This is a genomic window from Mycobacterium sp. NGS11 (assembly GCF_059813315.1).
In genome coordinates, this window is the sequence record NZ_JCALEJ010000005.1 from 308,641 (window position 1) to 327,675 (window position 19,035).

The following is a 19,035-nucleotide window of genomic DNA, read 5'->3' on the forward strand; positions in this document are numbered from 1 at the left end:
TATGACGTGGGCCGACGAGGTGCTCGCCGCGCACCCCTATGTCGTCGCCCACCGCGGCGCCTCGGCCGCGCGGCCCGAACACACACTGGCCGCCTACGATCTCGCACTCAAAGAGGGCGCCGACGGCGTCGAATGCGACGTGCGACTGACGCGTGACGGACATCTGGTGTGTGTGCACGACCGCCGGCTGGATCGGACCTCGACCGGGGCGGGTTTGGTCAGCACGATGACGCTCGCCGAGCTGCGCGAGCTCGAGTACGGGGCGTGGCACGACAGCTGGCGCGAAGACGGCACGCACGGAGACACGAGTTTGTTGACGCTGGACGCGCTGGTTTCGCTCGTGCTGGATTGGCGTCGGCCGGTGAAGCTGTTCATCGAAACCAAACACCCGGTCCGGTACGGCTCGTTGGTGGAGACCAAGCTGCTCGCGGCGCTGCACCGATTCGGCATCGCCGCACCCGCATCGGCGGACCGGTCCCGCGCGGTGGTGATGTCGTTCTCGGCGTCCGCGGTGTGGCGGATCCGGCGGGCCGCGCCGCTGCTGCCCACGGTGCTGCTCGGCAAGACCGCGCGCTATCTGACCAGCGGCGCGGCCACCGCCGTCGGCGCCACCGCCGTCGGGCCTTCGCTGACGACGCTGAAGGACTATCCCCAGCTCGCCGACCGCGCGATCGCCCAGGGCAGGGCGGTCTACTGCTGGAACGTCGACGACTACGAGGACATCGATTTCTGCCGCGACGTCGGGGTGGCGTGGCTGGCCACGCACCACCCGGGGCGCACCAAGGCGTGGCTGCGGGGCAACCGCGCGGGCGAGGGCGGCGGTTAGACCGACCGCTATTGTTGCTCGCCCGATGCGGCAGGCACCGGCGCGTCGGACGCCAACGCCTGGAACAACCTGGCCGCCTCGTCGTGGTTCCACACCACGACCGAGCCGGCGCCGCCGCTGGTGAAATCCCCGATCGGGACCGTCATCGCGGTGGGCGTCCCGTGTAGTGCCCAGCCGAGCCGGGCCAGGTCCCAGACGTGGTCGAACTGGTCGACGGTCAGGGTGTCGGCGGCTGCGCGAGTCACCGCGTACCAGCGCCACGGATTGAGCCACACCGCGGGGCTGGCGGCGCGATGCAGCAGCGCCGTCACGAACTGCCGTTGATTGACCATTCGGTCCAGGTCGGCGCGCGGGGTGTCGCGCGATCTGACGTACCCGAGGGCGTTGCGACCGGTCAGGGTCTGGCAGCCGGCCGGCAAGGCGATGCCGGCCAAGGGGTCGTCGACCGGCGCCTTCGGGCATACGGTCACCCCGCCGAGCGCGTCCACGAGCGCGGCGAACCCGCCGAAACCTATCTCGGCGTAATGATCGAGGCGCAGCCCGGTGGCCCGCTCCACCGTCTGAATCAGCAACTGCGCACCGCCCGTCGCGAACGCGGCGTTGATCTTGTCCTTGCCGAGGCCCGGGATGGGCACGTAGGAGTCGCGCGGGATGGACACCATGGTCGTCGGCGCGGCGGATCCGAGAGTGGGCAGGTGAACCAGCAGGATCGTGTCGGTACGGCCGTTACCGATGTCGCCGCCCGTGGCCAGGTCCTGTTGCTGCTCGGCGCTGAGCCCCTGACGGCTGTCCGACCCGACGATCAGCCAGTTGGTGCCGCGGCCGGCCGCGGGGCGGCCGGGATAGTCGTCGAACACCCGCTCGCGGTGCAGTTTGTAGTCGAACCAGACGGCCCCGGCGGTGATGCCCGCACCGATCAGCAACACGCCGACCAGCAGGGCCGCCGCCATCCTGCGAACCCAGCGGAGCTTGCCCGGCTTGCGGCTCGGCGCTTGCGGTCGGGGCGGCGCGACCCGCGGCGCCGGCGAAGCGGCCGCAGGAGGGGGTGGCGTCGTCCGTCGATGCAGCGGCTGGGTCTTTTCGTTCGGCGACGGCGGCGGCGTGTCCGGACGGCGGATCACCTGCGGCGGTTCGGCGCCCGGTTGCCCGGGGCGCGGTCGCGGGGGCGGGCTCGACCCTGCGGGCCGCCGCCGCTGCGGTGATCGGTCGCCGTTCACCCGGTTAACCTACGTGCCCGGGCCCCCGCCGCGTTGGTACGCCGCGGCTTCGGCTAACCGCGCGCGCGAAGACCGTTGATGAACGGGCATCCCATCAGCACCCGGATGGCCTGGCTCAGGCCGGTCATGTCGTCGACCGGTTTGTGGAACGGCAGCCGCACGTCGTGATCGCGGTCGTCGCCCTCGACGCGGAACCGGACGCCGTAGCGGTCCAGTCCGAGGGGCCGCACGTGCCCGCGGCGCAGCGGCGCCGGGAGCCTGGACACCAGCCGCGCCAGGACGTCGCTGTGGGCGGTGTCCAAATGCCACAGCAGGTTCGACTCGAGCGCGCAGAACGGGTCGGGCCGCGCATCGAGCAGGTCGGCCACGCTGACCGGCTCCGCGCCGGTGGCATCGGTGACGACCACCGAGGCGATCTCGAGCCGCAACAGCGTGTAGCGCGGCTCGTTGCCGTGGGCGGGAGCGCATCGCGGGGTATCGACGCCCAGCAGGGCCGGATCAGGGCATTCGGCGGCGATCAGGTCGAGCGTGTCGACGATCTCGGCCGGGTGCACCTCCTGGAGGTGCCCGCGCACCCAGACCAGCGAACGGACCGGTTCGCGCAGGGGAAGCGGCGCGTAGTCGGTCAGCTCCAGCAGCGCTGGGGATCCCGAAATGGGACGCGTGAGCTCGCGTTCCCGTTCGACCGGAACCGCCAGCGCAACGGACCCGTCGGCCATCAGGTGATGCACCGGGGTGGCGACCGGGTCGGCATGCTCGATGGCAAGCAGCGCGCCGCTGGCGCGGACGCAGGCGCTGCGGATTCGTTCGGCGGTGGTCGGGGCGGGGCAGCTTGACGGTAATACCATTCTCATCCTCCGATTAGGTAAGCCTAAGTTAACTTACTGGCGGTGGCGTCGCAAGGGTTTTCCGGCCTGCCCGCCGCTAGGGTTGGGGCGTGGCCCGCATCGCATACCTCGGTCCGGAGGGGACGTTCACCGAGGCGGCGCTGCGACAGATCACCGCCGCCGGCCTGGTCCCCGACAACGGTTTGGGTGAATTTCGATCCTCGCCCGTCGAAAGCAACTCCGCGGCGCTGGACGCCGTGCGCGATGGCGCCGCCGACTACGCCTGCGTCCCGATCGAGAATTCGATCGACGGTTCCGTGACGCCCACGCTGGACAGCCTGGCCATCGGCTCACCCCTGCAGGTGTTCGCCGAAACGACGCTGAACATCGCGTTCAGCATCGTGGTCAAACCGGGCCGCAGTGCCGGTGAAGTGCGGACGCTGGCCGCCTTCAGTGTGGCGGCGGCCCAGGTGCGCCACTGGGTGGCCGCCAACCTGCCCGATGCCGAGCTGCGGCCGGCCTACTCCAACGCCGACGCCGCCCAACAGGTGGCGGAGGGACACGTCGACGCCGCGGTGACCTCCCCGCTGGCCGCCGAGCGCTGGGGGCTGGCCGCCCTGGCCGACGGGGTCGTCGACGAAGCCAACGCCCGCACCCGCTTCCTTCTGGTCGGTCGCCCGGGGCCGCCGCCGGCGCGCACCGGGGCCGATCGCACCTCGGTGGTGCTGCGCATCGACAACGCGCCGGGCGCGCTGCTGGCCGCGCTCGCCGAATTCGGTGTCCGTGGCATAGACCTCACCCGCATCGAATCCCGGCCCACCCGAACCGGACTCGGCACCTACCGATTCTTCGCCGATTGTGTTGGTCATATCGACGACGACGCGGTCGCCGAGGCACTCAAAGCGCTATACCGTCGTTGTGCTGATGTGCGATACCTAGGATCTTGGCCCACCGGCTCGCCCGCCGGAGCGTTGCCGCCACCGGCCGACGAGGCCGCGCGCTGGCTCACACAGCTGCTCGACGGCAAGCCCGACGCGCGGGGGGCGCAGCGGTGAGCGGTCGACTGATCCTGGTGCGACACGGCCAGTCCTTCGGAAACGTCGAGCGCCGACTCGACACACGCCCGCCGGGCGCGGAGCTGACCCCGTTGGGGCGCGACCAGGCCCGCGCGTTCGCCCGCCATTCGGGGCGGCCGGCGATGCTCGGACACTCGGCGGCCACCCGGGCGTTGCAGACCGCCGCGGTGATCGGCAGCCAGCTCGAAATGCCTGCCATCGAGATGGCCGGCGTTCACGAGGTCCAGGTCGGGCGGCTGGAAAATCGCAACGACGACGACGCGGTAGCCGAGTTCAACGCGATCTACGAGCGCTGGCACCACGGCGAACTCGACGTCGCGCTGCCCGGCGGCGAAACCGGCAACGACGTGCTGGACCGCTACGTACCGGTGCTCACCGAGCTGCGCCTGCGTTATCTCGACAACCACGACTTCCACGGCGACATCGTCGTCGTCAGCCATGGCGCGGCGATCCGGCTGGCGGCCGCGGTGCTGGCGGGTGTGGAGGCCGACTTCGCGCTGGACAATCACCTGGACAACACAGAATCGGTGGCGTTGACCCCGATCACCGACGGGCGGTGGAGTTGCGTGCGGTGGGGAAGCTTGACGCCGCCGTTCTACCCGAAGGAAGAAGCGACCCCGGTCGCGGACGCGGTGCGGTCAGGCACCGATCCGATGGGCTGACCTCTAGCTCAGACGGCCAGCGCGATGACTTCGGTGCACGTGCAGCCGACGGCGTCGCAGTCGACCACGAAGGCGTGCGGCAACAACTCAGGGGTGAAGCAGTCCGGCTCCGTGCATTCCGACCGGTGCAGGGCGTGGCGAATGATGGTGCCGTGACAGTGATCTAAGCCTGCCCGGCAGTCGCGGCAGTCAATGCTCATAGGTGAGTTCATAGCACCCGGCGCGGACAAATCCGGGATGCCGCGCCCGGAAATCCGGCGGGCGTGCGAGGCGCTCAGGCCCAGCCCAGCTCGTGCAGCCGGTCGTCGTCGATGCCGAAGTGGTGCGCGATCTCGTGGATCACCGTGATGGCCACTTCGTCGACGACCTCGTCCTCGGATTCGCACACGTCCAGCAGCGCGTCGCGATAGATGGTGATGGCATCCGGCAGCGAGCCCGAGTAGTCCGAGTCTCGCTCGGTCAGAGCCACGCCCTCGTACAGCCCGAGCAGTTCGGCATCCTCGGGATGACGGTCTTCGACCAGGACGACGACGTTGTCCATGGCGGCGGCCAGCTCGGACGGGATGAGGTCGAGGGCGTCGGAGACCAGTTCGTCGAAGCGTTGCGGATTCATCCGCACGGACACCCGCCTAGCCTCCCGGCGGCGGCTCGGCGGGTGGCGCCGGTGGCGCGGGATTCGCCGGTGGCGCGGGCTGGGGCGCCTCGGGTGCCGGATTGGCCGGTGGGGCGCCGTTGTCCGCGGGCGGTGGGGCCTGCTGGGCGGGAGCCTGCTGCTGCGGGGCCTGCTGGGGTTGCTGAGCCGGCTGCTGGCCGGGCAGGTGCTGGTTGTTCGGCGGGATTTCCGGGGTCGGGCCGGGACCGGTCTGGGTGGCCGGCGGCTGCGCCGGAACCTGAACGGGAATCGGCGGCATGGTGAGCCGCTCTTCGGGAATGTCGGGCGGCGGCACCGGCGGTTGGCCGTTGATCAGCAACTGACCCTTGGCGCTGTTCAGCAGGGTGGCCCAGCCGCCGTTGCCCAGCGTGGCGCCGATGCTGCAGGCCACTTCGCGGCTGCCGGCCGTCCAACTGGCCAGCGGCACAGTCGGATAGATCAGCGTCAGCGTGGTGGTGCGCAGCTTGACCGGCGCCAGGTACGCGTCCGTCATCTTGGTGCACGAGTCTTTGATGAAGCCGTCCTGGTCGGGCTCGGCGGGCAGGCCACCGGGGAACTTCTCGCCCAAGTTGACGGTGCCGGTGACTTCCATGGCGTGCGGCGCCGCGCAGTCAACCGGCGCATCGGTCGGCTGGTTGGTCGCCGAATCGATGCCCAGGCAGGTGCCGGTCGGCCACACCTTGGACTGGTCGACGTCGGCGACCTTGCCCTTGAAGGCCTGCTGCTGGTTGCTCATGCCGGGCAGCTGCAGGCCGCAGAGCATGCGGCGATCGCCGGACTGGCGCCAGGCCCGGTCGCCGGGCCACAGCAGGCTGACGGTGAACTTGCTGTTCGGATCGAACTTGGGGCCCAGGTAATTGCGGACGGCGGCCTCGCACTGTTCCTGGGTGATCTGCTGAATGCGCGCGGGCGTCGGCGGCGCGGCGTTGGGTCCGTACTCGGCGCCCGGGAACGTCCGCATGTCAATGGATTCGGCGACCTCGAACTTGTGGTCGTCGCCGCAGTTGACGATCTTCGCCGATTCAGGAGTGGTGTCCGGCCACATCAGGCATTCCCCGGTGCCGGCCCGGTTGAAGGCGGCATCGCTCTTGGTGCCGGTGCTGCGCACGGGGCTGCTGTCGAGGAACCGGCCCGATCCGGGACCCCCGGCCGGGATCGCGGTGACCAGCCCCGCGATCAACAGCCCGCCGAGCGCCGTCAGCAGCAACGCGCGCCGGGTCGCCCGGGCCTGCAGGCTGCGCGGCCACAGGAAGGCCGACGACTCCTGATCGGACGACTGATCGGTCGAGGCGACGGACGAATCGTCCCCCCGGCCTTCCAACAGTTCTTTCTCGGGCGCTTGCGACATCCGCTCCATTCTGACAGCAGCGCCTGGGATGCTTGACAAAAGTTACTGATGTGAGTCCTGCGACCATCGCGGGTGATGCTCCGGCCGCCGGCCGAAAGCGGTGAAAGTAATCTCAGGGCCGTGATCGACCTGAAGCTGCTCCGGGAGAACCCCGACGCCGTGCGCCGCTCCCAACTCAGTCGTGGGGAGGACCCGTCGCTGGTAGACGCCCTGTTGTCGGCCGACGCCGCCCGCCGGGCGGCGATCTCGGCGGCCGACGGCCTGCGGGCCGAGCAGAAGTCCGCGAGCAAGAGCGTCGGCGCGGCGTCTGCCGAGGAGCGTCCGGCCAAGCTGGCGCATGCGAAGGAGCTGGCCGAGCAGGTGAAGGCCGCCGAAACCGCACAGGCCGACGCGGAGACGGCGTTCACCGCGGCGCACATGGCGATCTCCAACGTCGTCATCGACGGGGTGCCCGCCGGCGGAGAGGACGACTTCGCCGTCCTCGACGTGGTCGGCGAGCCCGCCGCGATCGACGACCCGAAGGACCACCTGGAGCTCGGCGAATCGCTCGGGCTCATCGACATGCAGCGCGGCGCCAAGGTGTCCGGGTCGCGGTTCTACTTCCTGACCGGTAAGGGCGCGCTGCTCCAGCTCGGCCTGTTGCAGCTCGCGTTGCGGCTGGCCGTCGAGAACGGCTTCGTTCCGATGATCCCTCCGGTGCTGGTGCGCCCGGAGGTGATGGCCGGCACCGGATTCCTCGGCGCGCACGCCGACGAGGTCTACCGGGTCGAGGCCGACGACCTCTACCTGGTGGGCACCTCGGAGGTGCCGCTGGCCGGTTATCACTCCGGCGAGATCCTCGACCTGTCCGGCGGCCCGCTGCGCTACGCGGGATGGTCGTCGTGCTTCCGCCGCGAGGCCGGCAGCTACGGCAAGGACACCCGCGGCATCATCCGGGTGCATCAGTTCGACAAGGTCGAGGGCTTCGTCTACTGCACACCCACCGACGCCGAGGCCGAACACCAGCGCCTGCTGGGCTGGCAGCGCGACATGCTGACCCGGATCGAGGTTCCGTATCGAGTGATCGACGTCGCCGCGGGCGATCTCGGCTCGTCGGCCGCCCGCAAATTCGATTGTGAGGCTTGGGTTCCCACCCAGGGCACCTACCGCGAGCTCACGTCGACGTCGAACTGCACCACCTTCCAGGCCCGCCGGCTGGCGACCCGGTATCGCGACGAGGCGGGCAAACCGCAGACCGCGGCCACGCTCAACGGAACGCTGGGCACCACGCGCTGGCTGGTGGCGATCCTGGAGAACCACCAGCAACCCGACGGCAGCGTGCGGGTGCCCGAGGCGCTGGTGCCGTTCGTCGGTGCCGAGGTGTTGGAGCCCGTCGCTCGATGACCACCATCGGAACGCCACTGTCGCCGGACGCAACCAGGGTCATGCTGCTCGGCTCCGGCGAACTCGGCCGCGAGGTGGTGATCGCGCTGCAGCGCCTCGGTGTGGAGACCATCGCGGTCGACTCCTACGACAACGCGCCGGGCCAGCAGGTCGCCCACCACGCGCGGACCATCGCGATGTCGGATCCGAAAGAGCTCAAGGCCCTGATCGAGGCCGAGAGGCCGGATGTGGTCGTTCCGGAGATCGAGGCCATCGCTACAGAAGTGCTCGAGGAACTGGAAGCCGCCGGCGTGGTGCGGGTGATCCCCACCGCCCTCGCGGCGCGCCTGACCATGGACCGGGCGGGTATCCGGCGCCTGGCGGCCGAGACCCTCGGCCTGCCCACCAGCCCGTACCGGTTCTGCGATTCGCCGGCCGAATTGCAGGCCGCCGCCGAGGTCATCGGTTACCCCTGCGTCGTCAAACCGGTGATGAGCAGCTCGGGCAAGGGCCAGAGCAAGCTCGACGGACCCGACGACGTCGCGGCGGCCTGGGCCTATGCGATGGCCGGCGGCCGAGTGAGCCACGGCCGTGTCATCGTCGAGGGATTCGTCGACTTCGATTACGAGATAACACTTTTGACGGTCCGGGCGCGCGGCGACGACGGCGAGGTGGGCACCCATTTCTGCGCGCCGATCGGGCACAAGCAGGTCAGCGGCGACTACGTCGAGAGCTGGCAACCGCACCCGATGTCGGCGGCCGCGCTGCACAACGCCCAGCTGATCGCCCGAGCCATCACCGAAAGGCTGGGCGGGCAGGGGATTTTCGGGGTCGAGCTGTTCGTCAAGGGCGACCATGTGTGGTTCAACGAGGTCAGCCCCCGGCCGCACGACACCGGTATGGTCACGCTGATCACCCAGTGGCAGAACGAATTCGAGTTGCACGCCCGCGCCATCCTGGGGCTCGCGGTCGACACCACGTGCAGGACGCCGGGCGCCAGCGCGGTGATCTACGGCGGCGTGGACGCCAAAGGCGTCGCCTTCGACGGCGTGGACGACGCGCTTCGGGTACCGCGCAGCGACCTGCGCCTGTTCGGAAAGCCGGAAAGCTTCGTCAAACGGCGCATGGGTGTCGCACTGGCGCACGCCGAGGACGTCGACACCGCGCGGCGCAACGCGGTCGAGGCGGCGAGCCGGGTCAGGCCGCGACCGGTGTGACCGCCGCGCGCTCGTGCCGGCGCTGGCGCTCCATCGTCGCGAAGTAGAAGGCGAACGGAAACGCGAAGCTGGTGAAGAAACTGGACAGGAAGAACAGCCACGGCCGCCGGATACCGCGCCGGAGGCCGTCGATGATGGTAAACACCGGCATCAGAATCACATTCGCGATCATGTAGTCCTGGTTTCCCGACCCGCAGGCCGGGGTGGCGAATTGGCCCTTGATGAATTCCGGATAGCTGGCCGGCCCGGAGATCAGGTTGCCCTGGCCGTGCGCCGCCATCACGAAGTGAATGTTGAACCAGTAACCCAGCACGATCGACGCAATGCCGGCGACGTAATACACGCATTCCAACGGCGAAAGCCACGGCCCACCTCCGGGTCTGGCGTAGATCTTCGGGTTGGACGCGATGATGCCGGCGATGCAGGCGAGTCCCAGCAGAAAGTGAATGATGATCGAGGCCATGCGCGAAGTGTCGCGCGCAATCGAAAGTTTTGTCAATAATGTCAAAAGATTTCTTGGTACCTTCTTCCCATGGTCAGGCCCGCTCAGACGGCGCGCAGCGAGCGCACCCGCGAAGCGCTCCGCCAGGCCGCCCTGGTGCGATTCCTCGCCCAGGGCGTGGAGGACACGTCGGCCGAGCAGATCGCCGCCGACGCCGGGGTGTCGCTGCGAACGTTCTACCGCCACTTCGGCTCCAAGCACGACCTGCTGTTCGCCGACTACACCGGGCTGCATTGGTTCCGGTCCGCGCTGGATGACCGGCCGGCCGGCGAACCCATCATCGATTCGGTGCAGGCGGCCATCTTCTCTTTCCCGTACGACGTCGACGCCGTGACCAAAATCGCCGCACTGCGGCAGGACGAGCTGGATCCCGGCCGCATCGTCCGGCACATCCGGGAGGTCCAGGCCGACTTCGCCGACGCCATCGGCGCACAGCTGCAACGGCGCAGCCGTCGGGCCAATGGCGCGCCCCCGACGACGGACCAACGGGTGCGGGCCGCGGTGACCGCCAGATGCATTGCGGCCGCGGTGTTCGGCGCGATGGAGGTCTGGATGGTCAGTGACGAACGGTCTCTGGGCGAACTGGCGCGACTGTGCCATGCGGCGCTGGAGTCGCTGCGAGCCGGGATCACCGATTCCTGGGTCACGGCGACACGGCGCTAAAGTTTCGTCATAATTGACAAAACTTTGCGGTCGTGCGAGCCTCCTTTCCGGAGGGCAGGACATGACTGATTACGACGCGATAGTTATCGGTGCCGGCCATAACGGGCTGACCGCGGCGGTGCTGCTGCAGAAGGCCGGGCTGAAGACCGTGTGCCTGGATCCCAAGCTGTACGCGGGCGGCATGGCTTCCACGGTAGAGCTTTTCGACGGCTACCAGTTCGAGATCGCCGGCTCGGTGCAATTCCCGACCTCCCAGGTCGTGGTCGACGAGCTGGGCCTGGACACCATACCCACGATCGACCTGGACGTGATGTCGGTGGCCGTGCGCGGCGTCGGCGACGATCCGCTGGTGCAGTACAGCGACCCCGTCAAGCTGTTCACCCATCTCAACGAGGTGCATGGCGCCGACGCCGTCAACGGCATGGCGGGCCTGATGGCGTGGAGTCAGGGGCCTACCCGCGCCCTGGGCCGATTCGAGGCCGGAACACCACCCAAGAGCATCGACGAGATGTATGCCTGCGCCACAAACGAATTCGAGCGCTCGGCGATCGACGACATGCTGTTCGGATCGGTCACCGACGTGCTGGACCGTTACCTGCCGGACCACGAGAAGCATGCAGCGCTGCGCGGCTCGATGACCGTGCTGGCCGTGAACACGCTCTACCGGGGTCCCGCCACGCCGGGCAGTGCGGCCGCGCTCGCCTTCGGCCTCGGCGTTCCCGACGGCGACAGCATGCAGATGAAGAAGCTGCGCGGCGGCATCGGCGCGCTCACCTCGCACCTGTGCGACGTGCTGGCCGGCCACGGCGGCGAACTCCGGTTGCGTACCAAGGTGACCGAGATCCTGGTCGCCGACGGACGGGTGACCGGGGTGCGCACCGAGGCGGGCGAAACGCTGACTGCCCCGATCGTGGTCTCCGGCATCGCGCCGGACGTCACGCTCAACGAGATGATCGATCCCGCCGCGCTTCCCGCCGATCTCCGGGAACGCTACGCACGCACCGACCACCGCGGCAGCTACCTGCAGATGCACTTCGCGCTGGAGGAGGCGCCCGCCTTCACCGCGCCCTACGAGGCCCTGAACTCACCGGCCATGCAGGCCTCGATCGGCCTGTTCTGCACGCCCGAAGAGGTCCAGCAGCAGTGGGAGGACGCGCGCCGCGGAATCGTCCCGGCCGACCCGACGGTCGTATTGCAGATCCCATCGCAGAACGACCCGGGCCTCGCGCCGCAGGGCAAGCACGCCGCGTCGGCTTTCGCACTGTTCTTCCCGATCGAGGGCGACGTGGACTACGGGCAGGCCAAGGTCGAGATGGGCCAGCGGGTGATCGACAAGGTCACCCGGCTAGCCCCGAATTTCGAGCGCAGCATCATCCGGCACACCACCTTCACGCCCAAGCACATGGGCGTGATGTTCGGCGCCCCCGGCGGCGACTACTGCCACGGCCTGTTGAATGCCAACCAGATCGGTCCCAACCGGCCCGGGCCGCGGGGGTTCCTCGGCCAGCCGATCCCCGTCGAAGGGCTCTACCTGGGCAGCGCGGGCTGCCACGGCGGCCCCGGTATCACCTTCATCCCCGGCTACAACGCCGCGCGACAAGCGCTCGCCGACCGGGACCGCTGAGCGGCGCCCTAACCGCGCAGGCTCAGCAGTTCGTCCAACAGGGCGGTGAACTCCTCGGGGCGCGCCGGGGTGAACGCGGGGGAGGGCCGGGTGCCCGGGACGTCCAGCGTGATCAACGTCGACTTCAACGGCCGGCCGATGTCCAGCGGCAGCCAGCGGCGAAAGTCCGAGCTGCCCCATATCCGGAACCGTTGGGTGAAGAGACCCAGCTGCTCGGCTTTGTACCCGCGGATCGCCTCGAGCGAGATCACCTTCGATGTTCCCGACGGAAAGTGGTAGCGGCGCAACGTGATCGCCGCACGATCCAGCTGGACCAGGCCATCATCATAGGAGTCGTAGCAGTCGGTCACGCCCGCGAACTCCTCAGTTCGTGGCCCTTGGCGGTCAGGCAGCGCCCGTCGTCCAGGCGCCACTGCCACCCGTGCAGGTTGCAGGTCAACGTGTTCCCTTCCACCACACCGAATTTCGACAGGTCGGCCTTGAGGTGTGGGCAGCGGCGCTGAATCTCCCAGCCGTCCAGCGTGACCGAAGCCGAGTCGTCGTGAGTCTCGGCGAACCAGCCGTCGGCGTAAGCGATCCGTTCGTCGGTCAGGCACTTGAAGAACGTGTAGAGGTACTCGTTGTAGCCGCCGACCCGCCAGGCCCTGAAACGGGTCGACAAGAAGATGGTGTTGACCCAGTCCGGCTCGCCGTCGCGCAGTACGGTGCGGACCAGCTCCGGCGCTATCGCGAATCCGTAACGAACCTTCTCATCCGGAATGCGTTCCCGCACAGCCCTTTTGGGGAAGTCCAGGATCACGGTCTCCGGTCCGAGCACCAGTTCGACGGGGTAGCCGATCCCGTCGCAGATCTCGTCACTCTGCGACATGATCGGCTCGAACAGGGCGCGCAGCGGTTCCAGCAGCGGCTCCCCGCTCGCGGGCGCCCAGCTCGCCCGCTCCGCGGCGATGACCGGCGCCATCCGCTCGGCGTAAGCGGCGATGTAGTCGGCCTTGCCCGTGGTGAAGATGGCCTCGACCTGGTCGGTGGGCAGCGGATGGGTCAGCGAATTCAGGGTGGAGCCGGTGAAGTCGGCGGTCGAGCCGGGCATCATCAGCAGCCCGCCGTCGTGGCCGTGCCTGCGCATCTGGTCCAGAAAGACCATCTGGTCGGGAAAGATGTTGGCCGGATCGGCGTGGTCGTCGTTGAGGTCGCGCAGCTCGGGATCCAGGAAGCAGGGCGGCCCCGCCGACGGCACCACCCACGTCGCCCCGACCTGGGCCAGGTACTGGCGGGCGCGGTCCATCTGCCGTTGGCGTTTCTGGACGCCGAACGATTCCTTGGCGCGGGCCGGCATGTCGTAGACCATCGGGTACCAGATGGCCCCGGAGTACTGCAGCAGGTGCACATCGACGTGCCCGAACTCGGACGCGAGCACGTCCAGGTCCACCGGCCGCGCGTCGTTCATGTTGAAAACCGTTGTCGCGCCGTCGGAAACCAGCAGCGCCGAGTCGCCGATCGGGCCGTCGGCGGGTGCGCGCAGGGCGATGATCATGACGTCAAGGTCGCCGCCCGCGCCGCCGAGTCGGTGCTTGACCGAGTCGCTGGTCTCGAAGAATCGGTGAAAACCTAGCTTCTGCAACTCGTTTCGCAGATCGGGCACCGGGAAGTCCGGCAGCAACACCACCGCGTCCTTGTTGACGTGCTCTGCCAGGTTCTTCGCGTCGAAGTGGTCTTTGTGCAGGTGTGACACATACAGGTAGTCGCAGTCGCCCAGCTCGTCCCAGTCCAGGGCGCTGTTGTCCGGGAACGGGAACCAGGACGCGAAGTACGCGGGATTGACCCAGGGGTCGCAAAGGATGCTGCCCGCTTGGCTCTTGATCAGAAATCCGGCGTGGCCGACGCTGGTGACCTGCACTGATACCTTCCTGGGGCCGGTGGGAGGCCGTGACAGCCTCGGCCGGCGATGACGGCTTTTCAGCCCCCGAGCTTAGCGCGAGCAGGCGCCCTGGGCCCGGCACCGCCGTCCGGTGACGGCGCACGGCGGGGAGCATTAGGCTGAGGTGCTGTGGAACCGGTTTACGGGACTGTCATTCAGCTCGCCCGCCTGGTCTGGCGCGCCCAGGGCCTGAAAATCACGATCGCGGGCGTGGAGAACTTGCCGAAAAGCGGCGGTGCGGTGATCGCGATCAACCACACCGGCTACCTGGACTTCACCTTCGCGGGATTACCGGCCTACAAGCAGGGGCTGGGCCGCAAGGTGCGGTTCATGGCCAAGCAGGAGGTCTTCGACCACAAGATCACCGGGCCGATCATGCGCAGCCTGCGGCACATCTCGGTGAACCGGCAGGACGGCGCGGCGTCCTTCGAGGCCGCCGTGCGGAACCTCAAGGACGGTGAGCTGGTCGGCGTCTACCCCGAAGCCACGATCAGCCGCAGCTTCGAGATCAAGGAGTTCAAGTCGGGTGCCGCCCGCATGGCCGTCGAGGCCGGCGTCCCGATCGTTCCGCACATCGTCTGGGGCGCGCAGCGGATCTGGACCAAGGATCACCCGAAGAAGCTGTGGCGGCCGAAGGTCCCGATCGCGGTGCTGGTCGGCGAACCGATCGAGCCGACGTTGGGTATCGAGGAACTCAAGGGACTGCTGCATTCGCGCATGCAGCATCTGCTGGAACGCGCGCAGGAAATGTACGGGCCGCACCCGGCCGGCGAGTTCTGGGTGCCGCACCGGTTGGGCGGAGGCGCCCCGTCCCTGGCGCAAGCGGCCCAGCTGGAGGCCGAGGAGGCGGCCGCCCGGGCGGCTCGGCGGGCCCGGTCCGCAGGGGCGCCGGAGTAGTAAGTCGATGGTGGAGCCGACCTTCCGCGCTTTGGAGCTTCTGGCGCATTTCTTGGTGAAGGCCACCGGCACCCGGATCACCTTCGAGGGCGAGGAGCAGATCCCCGAACGGGGCGGCGCCGTGGTGGCGATCAACCACACCAGCTACGTCGACTTTCTGCCCGCCGCGCTCGCCGTGCACCGCCGGGGACGTCGGCTGAGATTCATGATCAAAGCCGAGATGCAGCAGGTCAAGCCCGTCAATTTCCTGATCAAGCACACCCGCACCATCCCGGTGGACCGCGGTGCGGGGGCGGGCGCCTACGCGGTGGCGGTGCAGCGGCTACGCGAAGGTGAGCTGGTGGGGGTCTATCCGGAGGCCACCATCAGCCGCAGCTTCGAGCTCAAAGAGTTCAAGTCCGGCGCCGCGCGGATGGCGATCGATGCGGACGTTCCGATCGTGCCGGTGATCGTCTGGGGAGCGCAGCGGATCTGGACCAAGGATCACCCGCGGAATGTGGGCCGCGCGAAGATACCCATTACTGTGCAGGTAGGCGCGCCGGTTCGGGCGCGCGAAGACATCGCGCAGACCGACGCTGCCCTGCGCGACTCGATGACCACCTTGCTGCACCGGGCGCAAGAGCGCTATCCGGGCGAGCCCGGAGCGTATTGGATGCCGCGCCGGCTGGGCGGCGGCGCGCCGACCCCGGCCGAGGCCGCTCGCATGGAGGCCACCGAGGCGGCGGCTCGATCGGCTAAAAGGGCCGAGCACCCGCCGCAGTAGGCGAAGGAGAAGGCATGCCCGAGGGGTTCTACCGGTTGGCGGAATGGGTCGTCCCGCCGATGGTCGCGATGCAGGGCACCAAGTTCACCTATCACGGCCTGGAGAACATTCCCGCGCGTGGCGGCGCCTTGCTGGCCCAGAACCACACCAGCTACCTGGACTGGCTGCCGACGCTGATGGCCGTCCGTGAGCGCCGGCGGCGCGCGTACTTCATGATCAAGGCGGAAATGGCCGACGTGAAGGCGGTCAACTACGTCATCAATCACGCCCGGCTGATCCCGGTGGATCGGCGGTCGGGACACGACGCGTTCGATGTGGCCGTGCAACGCTTGCGCGAGGGCGAGCTGATCGGGATGCATCCCGAGGCGACCATCAGCCGCAGCTTCGAACTGCGGGAGTTCAAGACCGGGGCGGCGCGCATGGCGCTGGACGCGCAGGTGCCGATCGTTCCGATCGTGGTGTGGGGCGCTCATCGGATCTGGCCGAAGGACCATCCCAAGAAGGTGTTTCGCAACAAGGTTCCGATCACGGTCGCGGCCGGGCCGCCGTTGGCGCCGCGGGGCACGCCCGAGGACCTCAACCTGCTGTTGCGTTCGGCGATGAACGACCTGCTCTATCGGGTGCAGGAGGAATATCCGCACCCGAAGGATGAGTTCTGGGTGCCGCGGCGGCTGGGCGGCAGCGCGCCCACCCGGGAGGATTCCCGGGCCCTCCGGCTGTCGGAGTTGCAGGAGCGGATGCAGAGGTACGGAACCGACGGCGTGACGCGACCGGGGCAGATCCAGAGCGGGCTGCATTGAGCGGCCCCCTGAGCTGCCGACGCGGGCGGTATTTATGACGCTGCCGGCGCTCGTCGCTTGCGACGTCGACGGCACCCTGTTCGACGACGACGAGAAGATAACCCCGCGCACCCGCGACGCCATCCGCGCCGCCGTCGCCGGCGGTGCGCAGTTCGTGGTGGCCACCGGCCGTCCGCCGCGCTGGATACGTCCCGTCGTCGAGGCGCTGGGTTTCGCGCCGATCTCGGTGTGCGCCAACGGCGCCGTGATCTATGACGCCGCGACGGATCGGGTGATGTCCACCCGCACCTTGGCCGTCGACACCCTGGCCGAGTTGGCGGAGTTGGCGACCCGTGTCATCCCCGGTGCGGGGCTGGCCGTGGAGCGCATCGGCGACAGCGCGCATGACACGGCGACGCCCCAGTTCGTCAGCTCGCCGGGTTACGAGCATGCCTGGCTGAACCCGGACAACACCGAGGTGTCGATCCAGGATCTGCTGAGCGCCCCGGCGATCAAACTGCTCATTCGCCGGTCCGGAGCCCGCAGCGACGACATGGCGGCCGAACTGGCCAAGCACGTCGGTGCCGAGGCGGACATCACCTATTCCACCAACAACGGCCTGATCGAGATCGTGCCGCCGGGGACCAGCAAGGCCACCGGGATCGAGGAGATCGCCCGACCGCACAAGATCGCGCGCGAGGAGGTGGTGGCGTTCGGCGACATGCCCAACGACCTGCCGATGCTGCGGTGGGCGGGACATGGCGTAGCGATGGGCAACGCCCATCCGGACGTGCAGGCGGCCGCCGACGAGATCACCACCGCCAACAACGACGACGGAGTGGCCCGGGTGCTGGAACGGTGGTGGCTCTAGCGGCGCCGCCGGTTATGTCGGCGTCGGGTGCGACGGCAGCGAGAAGTGCTCGGCCGGTACCGTTGGGCCGCTTGGCGATTCGTTCGTCAGCGGAACGGTGATCCCGTCCAGGACCTCGGTGACATTTCCGGTCAACCGCTCATAGTTCAGCGTGCCGTGCTGGAAGTTCTGCGTAATCTGCAGCGGCTGTTGGATTTCCGCGCTGGTCGGCAGTCCGAGCGGGCCACGTTCGTAGCTCTGCGAGCCCCATGCGTCGTAGATGGCGCCGGTGACCGGCTGGGCGCCGGTCTCGGGTGACCAGTACATCGCGCCGCGGGCGAAGGTGACGAAACGGGCATCGCCTTCGGCGTCGTCCTCCGGCGACGTCGGCGCTCCCAGCACGCTGCTCATCGCGCCGATGGCTTGCCAGTGGTCATAGATCGCACCGCCCTCTAACGCCTTGAGCAGTTCTTCCGGCGGATCGTTGACATGTGATGCGATATCACGCATTTCGTCCATCAGTGCGTAGGCGGCGTTGCCCGGGCAATCGGTATTGCCGACGTCGCGGTGGGTGAAGATGGTCGGCAGCGTCGCGATGGAGCCGGCCGGAAAAGTGGTGTAGTGGCTGCCTGCCGATTCCAGTTGCACCGTGCCCTTGGGGTCGACGGAGTCCAGGCCCAATCGCCAGCCGAGCAGCCGGCCCATCATTCTGAGCTGGATCGGGGTGGGGGGCACGTCGTCGAAGTTGCCGATCATCGCCACGCCCCAGGTGTTGCGGTTGAACCCGCCGGTGTGGAAGGCCTCGACCGCCTTGGTGAGACCGCCTGCGCTGCCCTCGAATACCTGGCCGTACTTGTCGACCAGCGCGTTGTAGGCGATGTCGCACCAGCCCAGCGTCTTGCTGTGATAGGTGTAAATCGCCTTGACGATCCCGGCCGATTCGAGCGGTGAATAGTCATTGCTGCCCGCGGTGTGGTGGACGACCGCGGCGCGAATCCCGTTGTCGTACTGCGGGGTACCGCATCGCAGCGACTCGTCGGCGCCCCATTCGGCCCGGCCGATGATGGGGGGAGCCTGGCCGGGCATCAAGACTCCGGCCGGTGGTGTCCAACGCGATTTCGCCGGCGCTTGCGGTGGCGAGATGAGGACGGCCGAGATGTTCTGCCCGAAGGGCTGTTCCCGGGATGCCGGTTTGTAGCCCAGATCGGTCTTCGCGCCCGGCGGCGGTCCCCCGCCAGCGGGAGGCGCCGCCGGCGTCGCGGCCGCGTCGAGCGGGCGGGTGACCGCGATCTGGACGGTCGTGGTGGTGCCCACGAACACCGGATCGGTGCCGCGGGGCCCCTCGGTCGCCCCGCCGGGGCGGTCCGGCGCCGCCGGCTCTCCGGTGCCCGCCGCGGGCGTTGCCGGGTCGGACGCCGCCGTTTCGTATTCGGTCTGATACCACGGGCCCCACGTGCCGTCGGGGCGCTTTGCGCGCACGCGGGTCGACGTGCCGGCCAGGTCGCCGGTGAGCGCGACCAGAGAAAACGGGGTGGTCTGACTGATTTCGCGGACCGCGACGCCGGGACCAAGGCCGAAGAGCGGCTGCTCGACGAGCCGAGTTCCGTGCGACGCCGGGGGGCTGGCCGTGCCGCGGTCGCGGGCCGTGTCCGTCACCCACGAGACGAGGACGACGGTCGCCGCCATGGCGGTGAGCAACATCGTCGGCGCACGACTGCGAGGCACCAGGCGATGTTACGTGCGTTTCTAGTGTTATCTGTGAGACGACACGAGCCTCGCGCTGGCGAATCTCCACAAAATCGACGGCACCGCAGATGATCTGCGGTGCCGTCTCGTGAAGGGATCGGAAAGG

19 protein-coding genes and 1 pseudogene are annotated in these 19,035 nt (G+C 68.6%); 11 read left to right on the top strand and 9 right to left on the bottom strand.

The features are described 5' to 3' along the window. Position 1 precedes the first annotated feature (1 nt). Entirely contained in the window at positions 2-826 is an 825-nt protein-coding gene (locus tag AC5Y4T_RS09945) for a glycerophosphodiester phosphodiesterase (RefSeq protein ID WP_499917289.1), read from the top strand. A gap of 8 nt (positions 827-834) precedes the next feature. Here AC5Y4T_RS09945 and AC5Y4T_RS09950 read toward each other — a convergent pair whose 3' ends face one another. Beyond that, positions 835-2,043 carry an LCP family protein gene (locus tag AC5Y4T_RS09950; protein ID WP_499952855.1) on the bottom strand — a complete coding sequence of 403 codons (1,209 nt, stop codon included), beginning with the start codon at positions 2,041-2,043 and terminating at the stop codon, positions 835-837. 53 nt (positions 2,044-2,096) lie between these two features. Continuing rightward, positions 2,097-2,891 carry a DUF2470 domain-containing protein gene (locus tag AC5Y4T_RS09955; protein WP_499952856.1) on the bottom strand — a complete coding sequence of 265 codons (795 nt, stop codon included), beginning with the start codon at positions 2,889-2,891 and terminating at the stop codon, positions 2,097-2,099. Between the two features lie 89 nt (positions 2,892-2,980). Between AC5Y4T_RS09955 and pheA the strand changes: the two genes are divergently transcribed. Beyond that, positions 2,981-3,925: a prephenate dehydratase gene (gene pheA / locus AC5Y4T_RS09960; RefSeq protein ID WP_499952857.1), complete on the top strand. Its 945-nt coding sequence runs from the start codon at positions 2,981-2,983 to the stop codon at positions 3,923-3,925. Further along, on the top strand, positions 3,922-4,608 hold the full coding sequence (locus tag AC5Y4T_RS09965; RefSeq protein WP_499952858.1) for a histidine phosphatase family protein: 687 nt from the start codon (positions 3,922-3,924) through the stop codon (positions 4,606-4,608). The genes pheA and AC5Y4T_RS09965 overlap by 4 nt, the downstream gene beginning before the upstream one ends. 8 nt (positions 4,609-4,616) lie before the next feature. On the opposite strand, the gene AC5Y4T_RS09970 is transcribed toward AC5Y4T_RS09965, so the two are convergent. The 3 genes and pseudogenes from AC5Y4T_RS09970 to AC5Y4T_RS09980 form a co-directional block, all read right to left on the bottom strand. Then, entirely contained in the window at positions 4,617-4,808 is a 192-nt protein-coding gene (locus AC5Y4T_RS09970; protein WP_499952895.1) for a hypothetical protein, read from the bottom strand. Continuing rightward, positions 4,809-5,233: pseudogene (locus AC5Y4T_RS09975) on the bottom strand (metallopeptidase family protein); the annotation flags it as partial. A gap of 4 nt (positions 5,234-5,237) precedes the next feature. Then, positions 5,238-6,617: a septum formation family protein gene (locus tag AC5Y4T_RS09980; RefSeq protein ID WP_499952859.1), complete on the bottom strand. Its 1,380-nt coding sequence runs from the start codon at positions 6,615-6,617 to the stop codon at positions 5,238-5,240. Between the two features lie 111 nt (positions 6,618-6,728). Between AC5Y4T_RS09980 and serS the strand changes: the two genes are divergently transcribed. Together serS and purT are read left to right on the top strand one after the other, a co-directional pair. Then, complete coding sequence (serS, locus tag AC5Y4T_RS09985; protein WP_499952860.1) at positions 6,729-7,991, top strand: serine--tRNA ligase; 1,263 nt, start codon at positions 6,729-6,731, stop codon at positions 7,989-7,991. Further along, the gene (gene purT, locus AC5Y4T_RS09990) at positions 7,988-9,187 is read left to right on the top strand and encodes a formate-dependent phosphoribosylglycinamide formyltransferase (RefSeq protein ID WP_499952861.1); all 1,200 of its coding nucleotides are present in this window, start codon (positions 7,988-7,990) and stop codon (positions 9,185-9,187) included. Before serS ends, purT begins: the two co-directional genes overlap by 4 nt. Here the strand turns inward: purT and AC5Y4T_RS09995 are convergent. Next, complete coding sequence (locus AC5Y4T_RS09995; RefSeq protein WP_499952862.1) at positions 9,168-9,650, bottom strand: DUF2834 domain-containing protein; 483 nt, start codon at positions 9,648-9,650, stop codon at positions 9,168-9,170. The two genes, purT and AC5Y4T_RS09995, sit on opposite strands and share 20 nt — an antisense overlap. A gap of 69 nt (positions 9,651-9,719) precedes the next feature. Here AC5Y4T_RS09995 and AC5Y4T_RS10000 point away from each other — a divergent pair, with 69 nt between their 5' ends. Both AC5Y4T_RS10000 and AC5Y4T_RS10005 read left to right on the top strand, forming a co-directional pair. Continuing rightward, the gene (locus AC5Y4T_RS10000; RefSeq protein WP_499952863.1) at positions 9,720-10,352 is read left to right on the top strand and encodes a TetR/AcrR family transcriptional regulator; all 633 of its coding nucleotides are present in this window, start codon (positions 9,720-9,722) and stop codon (positions 10,350-10,352) included. Positions 10,353-10,413: 61 nt separating this feature from the next. Then, entirely contained in the window at positions 10,414-11,976 is a 1,563-nt protein-coding gene (locus tag AC5Y4T_RS10005) for a phytoene desaturase family protein (RefSeq protein ID WP_499952864.1), read from the top strand. An 8-nt stretch (positions 11,977-11,984) separates the two neighbouring features. On the opposite strand, the gene AC5Y4T_RS10010 is transcribed toward AC5Y4T_RS10005, so the two are convergent. Further along, entirely contained in the window at positions 11,985-12,326 is a 342-nt protein-coding gene (locus AC5Y4T_RS10010; RefSeq protein WP_499952865.1) for a hypothetical protein, read from the bottom strand. Next, complete coding sequence (locus AC5Y4T_RS10015) at positions 12,323-13,873, bottom strand: Rieske 2Fe-2S domain-containing protein (protein WP_499952866.1); 1,551 nt, start codon at positions 13,871-13,873, stop codon at positions 12,323-12,325. The genes AC5Y4T_RS10010 and AC5Y4T_RS10015 overlap by 4 nt, the downstream gene beginning before the upstream one ends. Before the next feature lie 150 nt (positions 13,874-14,023). Between AC5Y4T_RS10015 and AC5Y4T_RS10020 the strand changes: the two genes are divergently transcribed. Genes AC5Y4T_RS10020 through AC5Y4T_RS10035 form a run of 4 tightly spaced genes read left to right on the top strand, consistent with a single transcriptional unit; the run spans position 14,024 to position 17,204 of the window. Beyond that, complete coding sequence (locus AC5Y4T_RS10020) at positions 14,024-14,791, top strand: lysophospholipid acyltransferase family protein (RefSeq protein WP_499917276.1); 768 nt, start codon at positions 14,024-14,026, stop codon at positions 14,789-14,791. Positions 14,792-14,798: 7 nt separating this feature from the next. Then, complete coding sequence (locus AC5Y4T_RS10025) at positions 14,799-15,554, top strand: lysophospholipid acyltransferase family protein (protein ID WP_499917275.1); 756 nt, start codon at positions 14,799-14,801, stop codon at positions 15,552-15,554. A 14-nt stretch (positions 15,555-15,568) separates the two neighbouring features. After that, entirely contained in the window at positions 15,569-16,354 is a 786-nt protein-coding gene (locus AC5Y4T_RS10030; RefSeq protein ID WP_499917274.1) for a lysophospholipid acyltransferase family protein, read from the top strand. Between the two features lie 34 nt (positions 16,355-16,388). Then, positions 16,389-17,204: an HAD family hydrolase gene (locus tag AC5Y4T_RS10035; protein WP_499952867.1), complete on the top strand. Its 816-nt coding sequence runs from the start codon at positions 16,389-16,391 to the stop codon at positions 17,202-17,204. A gap of 12 nt (positions 17,205-17,216) precedes the next feature. Here AC5Y4T_RS10035 and AC5Y4T_RS10040 read toward each other — a convergent pair whose 3' ends face one another. Continuing rightward, positions 17,217-18,908 (bottom strand): N-acetylmuramoyl-L-alanine amidase, encoded by a 1,692-nt coding sequence (locus tag AC5Y4T_RS10040; RefSeq protein ID WP_499952868.1) that lies wholly within the window; start codon positions 18,906-18,908, stop codon positions 17,217-17,219. Positions 18,909-19,035: the final 127 nt, after the last annotated feature.

What these genes read in the sequence shown, in the direction of transcription:
- AC5Y4T_RS10030 (WP_499917274.1), top strand. Translation starts at nt 15,569, where the DNA reads ATGCCCGAGGGGTTCTACCGGTTGGCGGAATGGGTCGTCCCGCCGATG.
- AC5Y4T_RS09955 (WP_499952856.1), bottom strand. Translation starts at nt 2,891, where the DNA reads ATGGTATTACCGTCAAGCTGCCCCGCCCCGACCACCGCCGAACGAATC.
- AC5Y4T_RS10035 (WP_499952867.1), top strand. Translation starts at nt 16,389, where the DNA reads ATGACGCTGCCGGCGCTCGTCGCTTGCGACGTCGACGGCACCCTGTTC.
- AC5Y4T_RS09970 (WP_499952895.1), bottom strand. Translation starts at nt 4,808, where the DNA reads ATGAGCATTGACTGCCGCGACTGCCGGGCAGGCTTAGATCACTGTCAC.
- AC5Y4T_RS09995 (WP_499952862.1), bottom strand. Translation starts at nt 9,650, where the DNA reads ATGGCCTCGATCATCATTCACTTTCTGCTGGGACTCGCCTGCATCGCC.
- AC5Y4T_RS10025 (WP_499917275.1), top strand. Translation starts at nt 14,799, where the DNA reads ATGGTGGAGCCGACCTTCCGCGCTTTGGAGCTTCTGGCGCATTTCTTG.
- AC5Y4T_RS10000 (WP_499952863.1), top strand. Translation starts at nt 9,720, where the DNA reads ATGGTCAGGCCCGCTCAGACGGCGCGCAGCGAGCGCACCCGCGAAGCG.
- AC5Y4T_RS10005 (WP_499952864.1), top strand. Translation starts at nt 10,414, where the DNA reads ATGACTGATTACGACGCGATAGTTATCGGTGCCGGCCATAACGGGCTG.
- AC5Y4T_RS09945 (WP_499917289.1), top strand. Translation starts at nt 2, where the DNA reads ATGACGTGGGCCGACGAGGTGCTCGCCGCGCACCCCTATGTCGTCGCC.
- purT (WP_499952861.1), top strand. Translation starts at nt 7,988, where the DNA reads ATGACCACCATCGGAACGCCACTGTCGCCGGACGCAACCAGGGTCATG.
- AC5Y4T_RS09980 (WP_499952859.1), bottom strand. Translation starts at nt 6,617, where the DNA reads ATGGAGCGGATGTCGCAAGCGCCCGAGAAAGAACTGTTGGAAGGCCGG.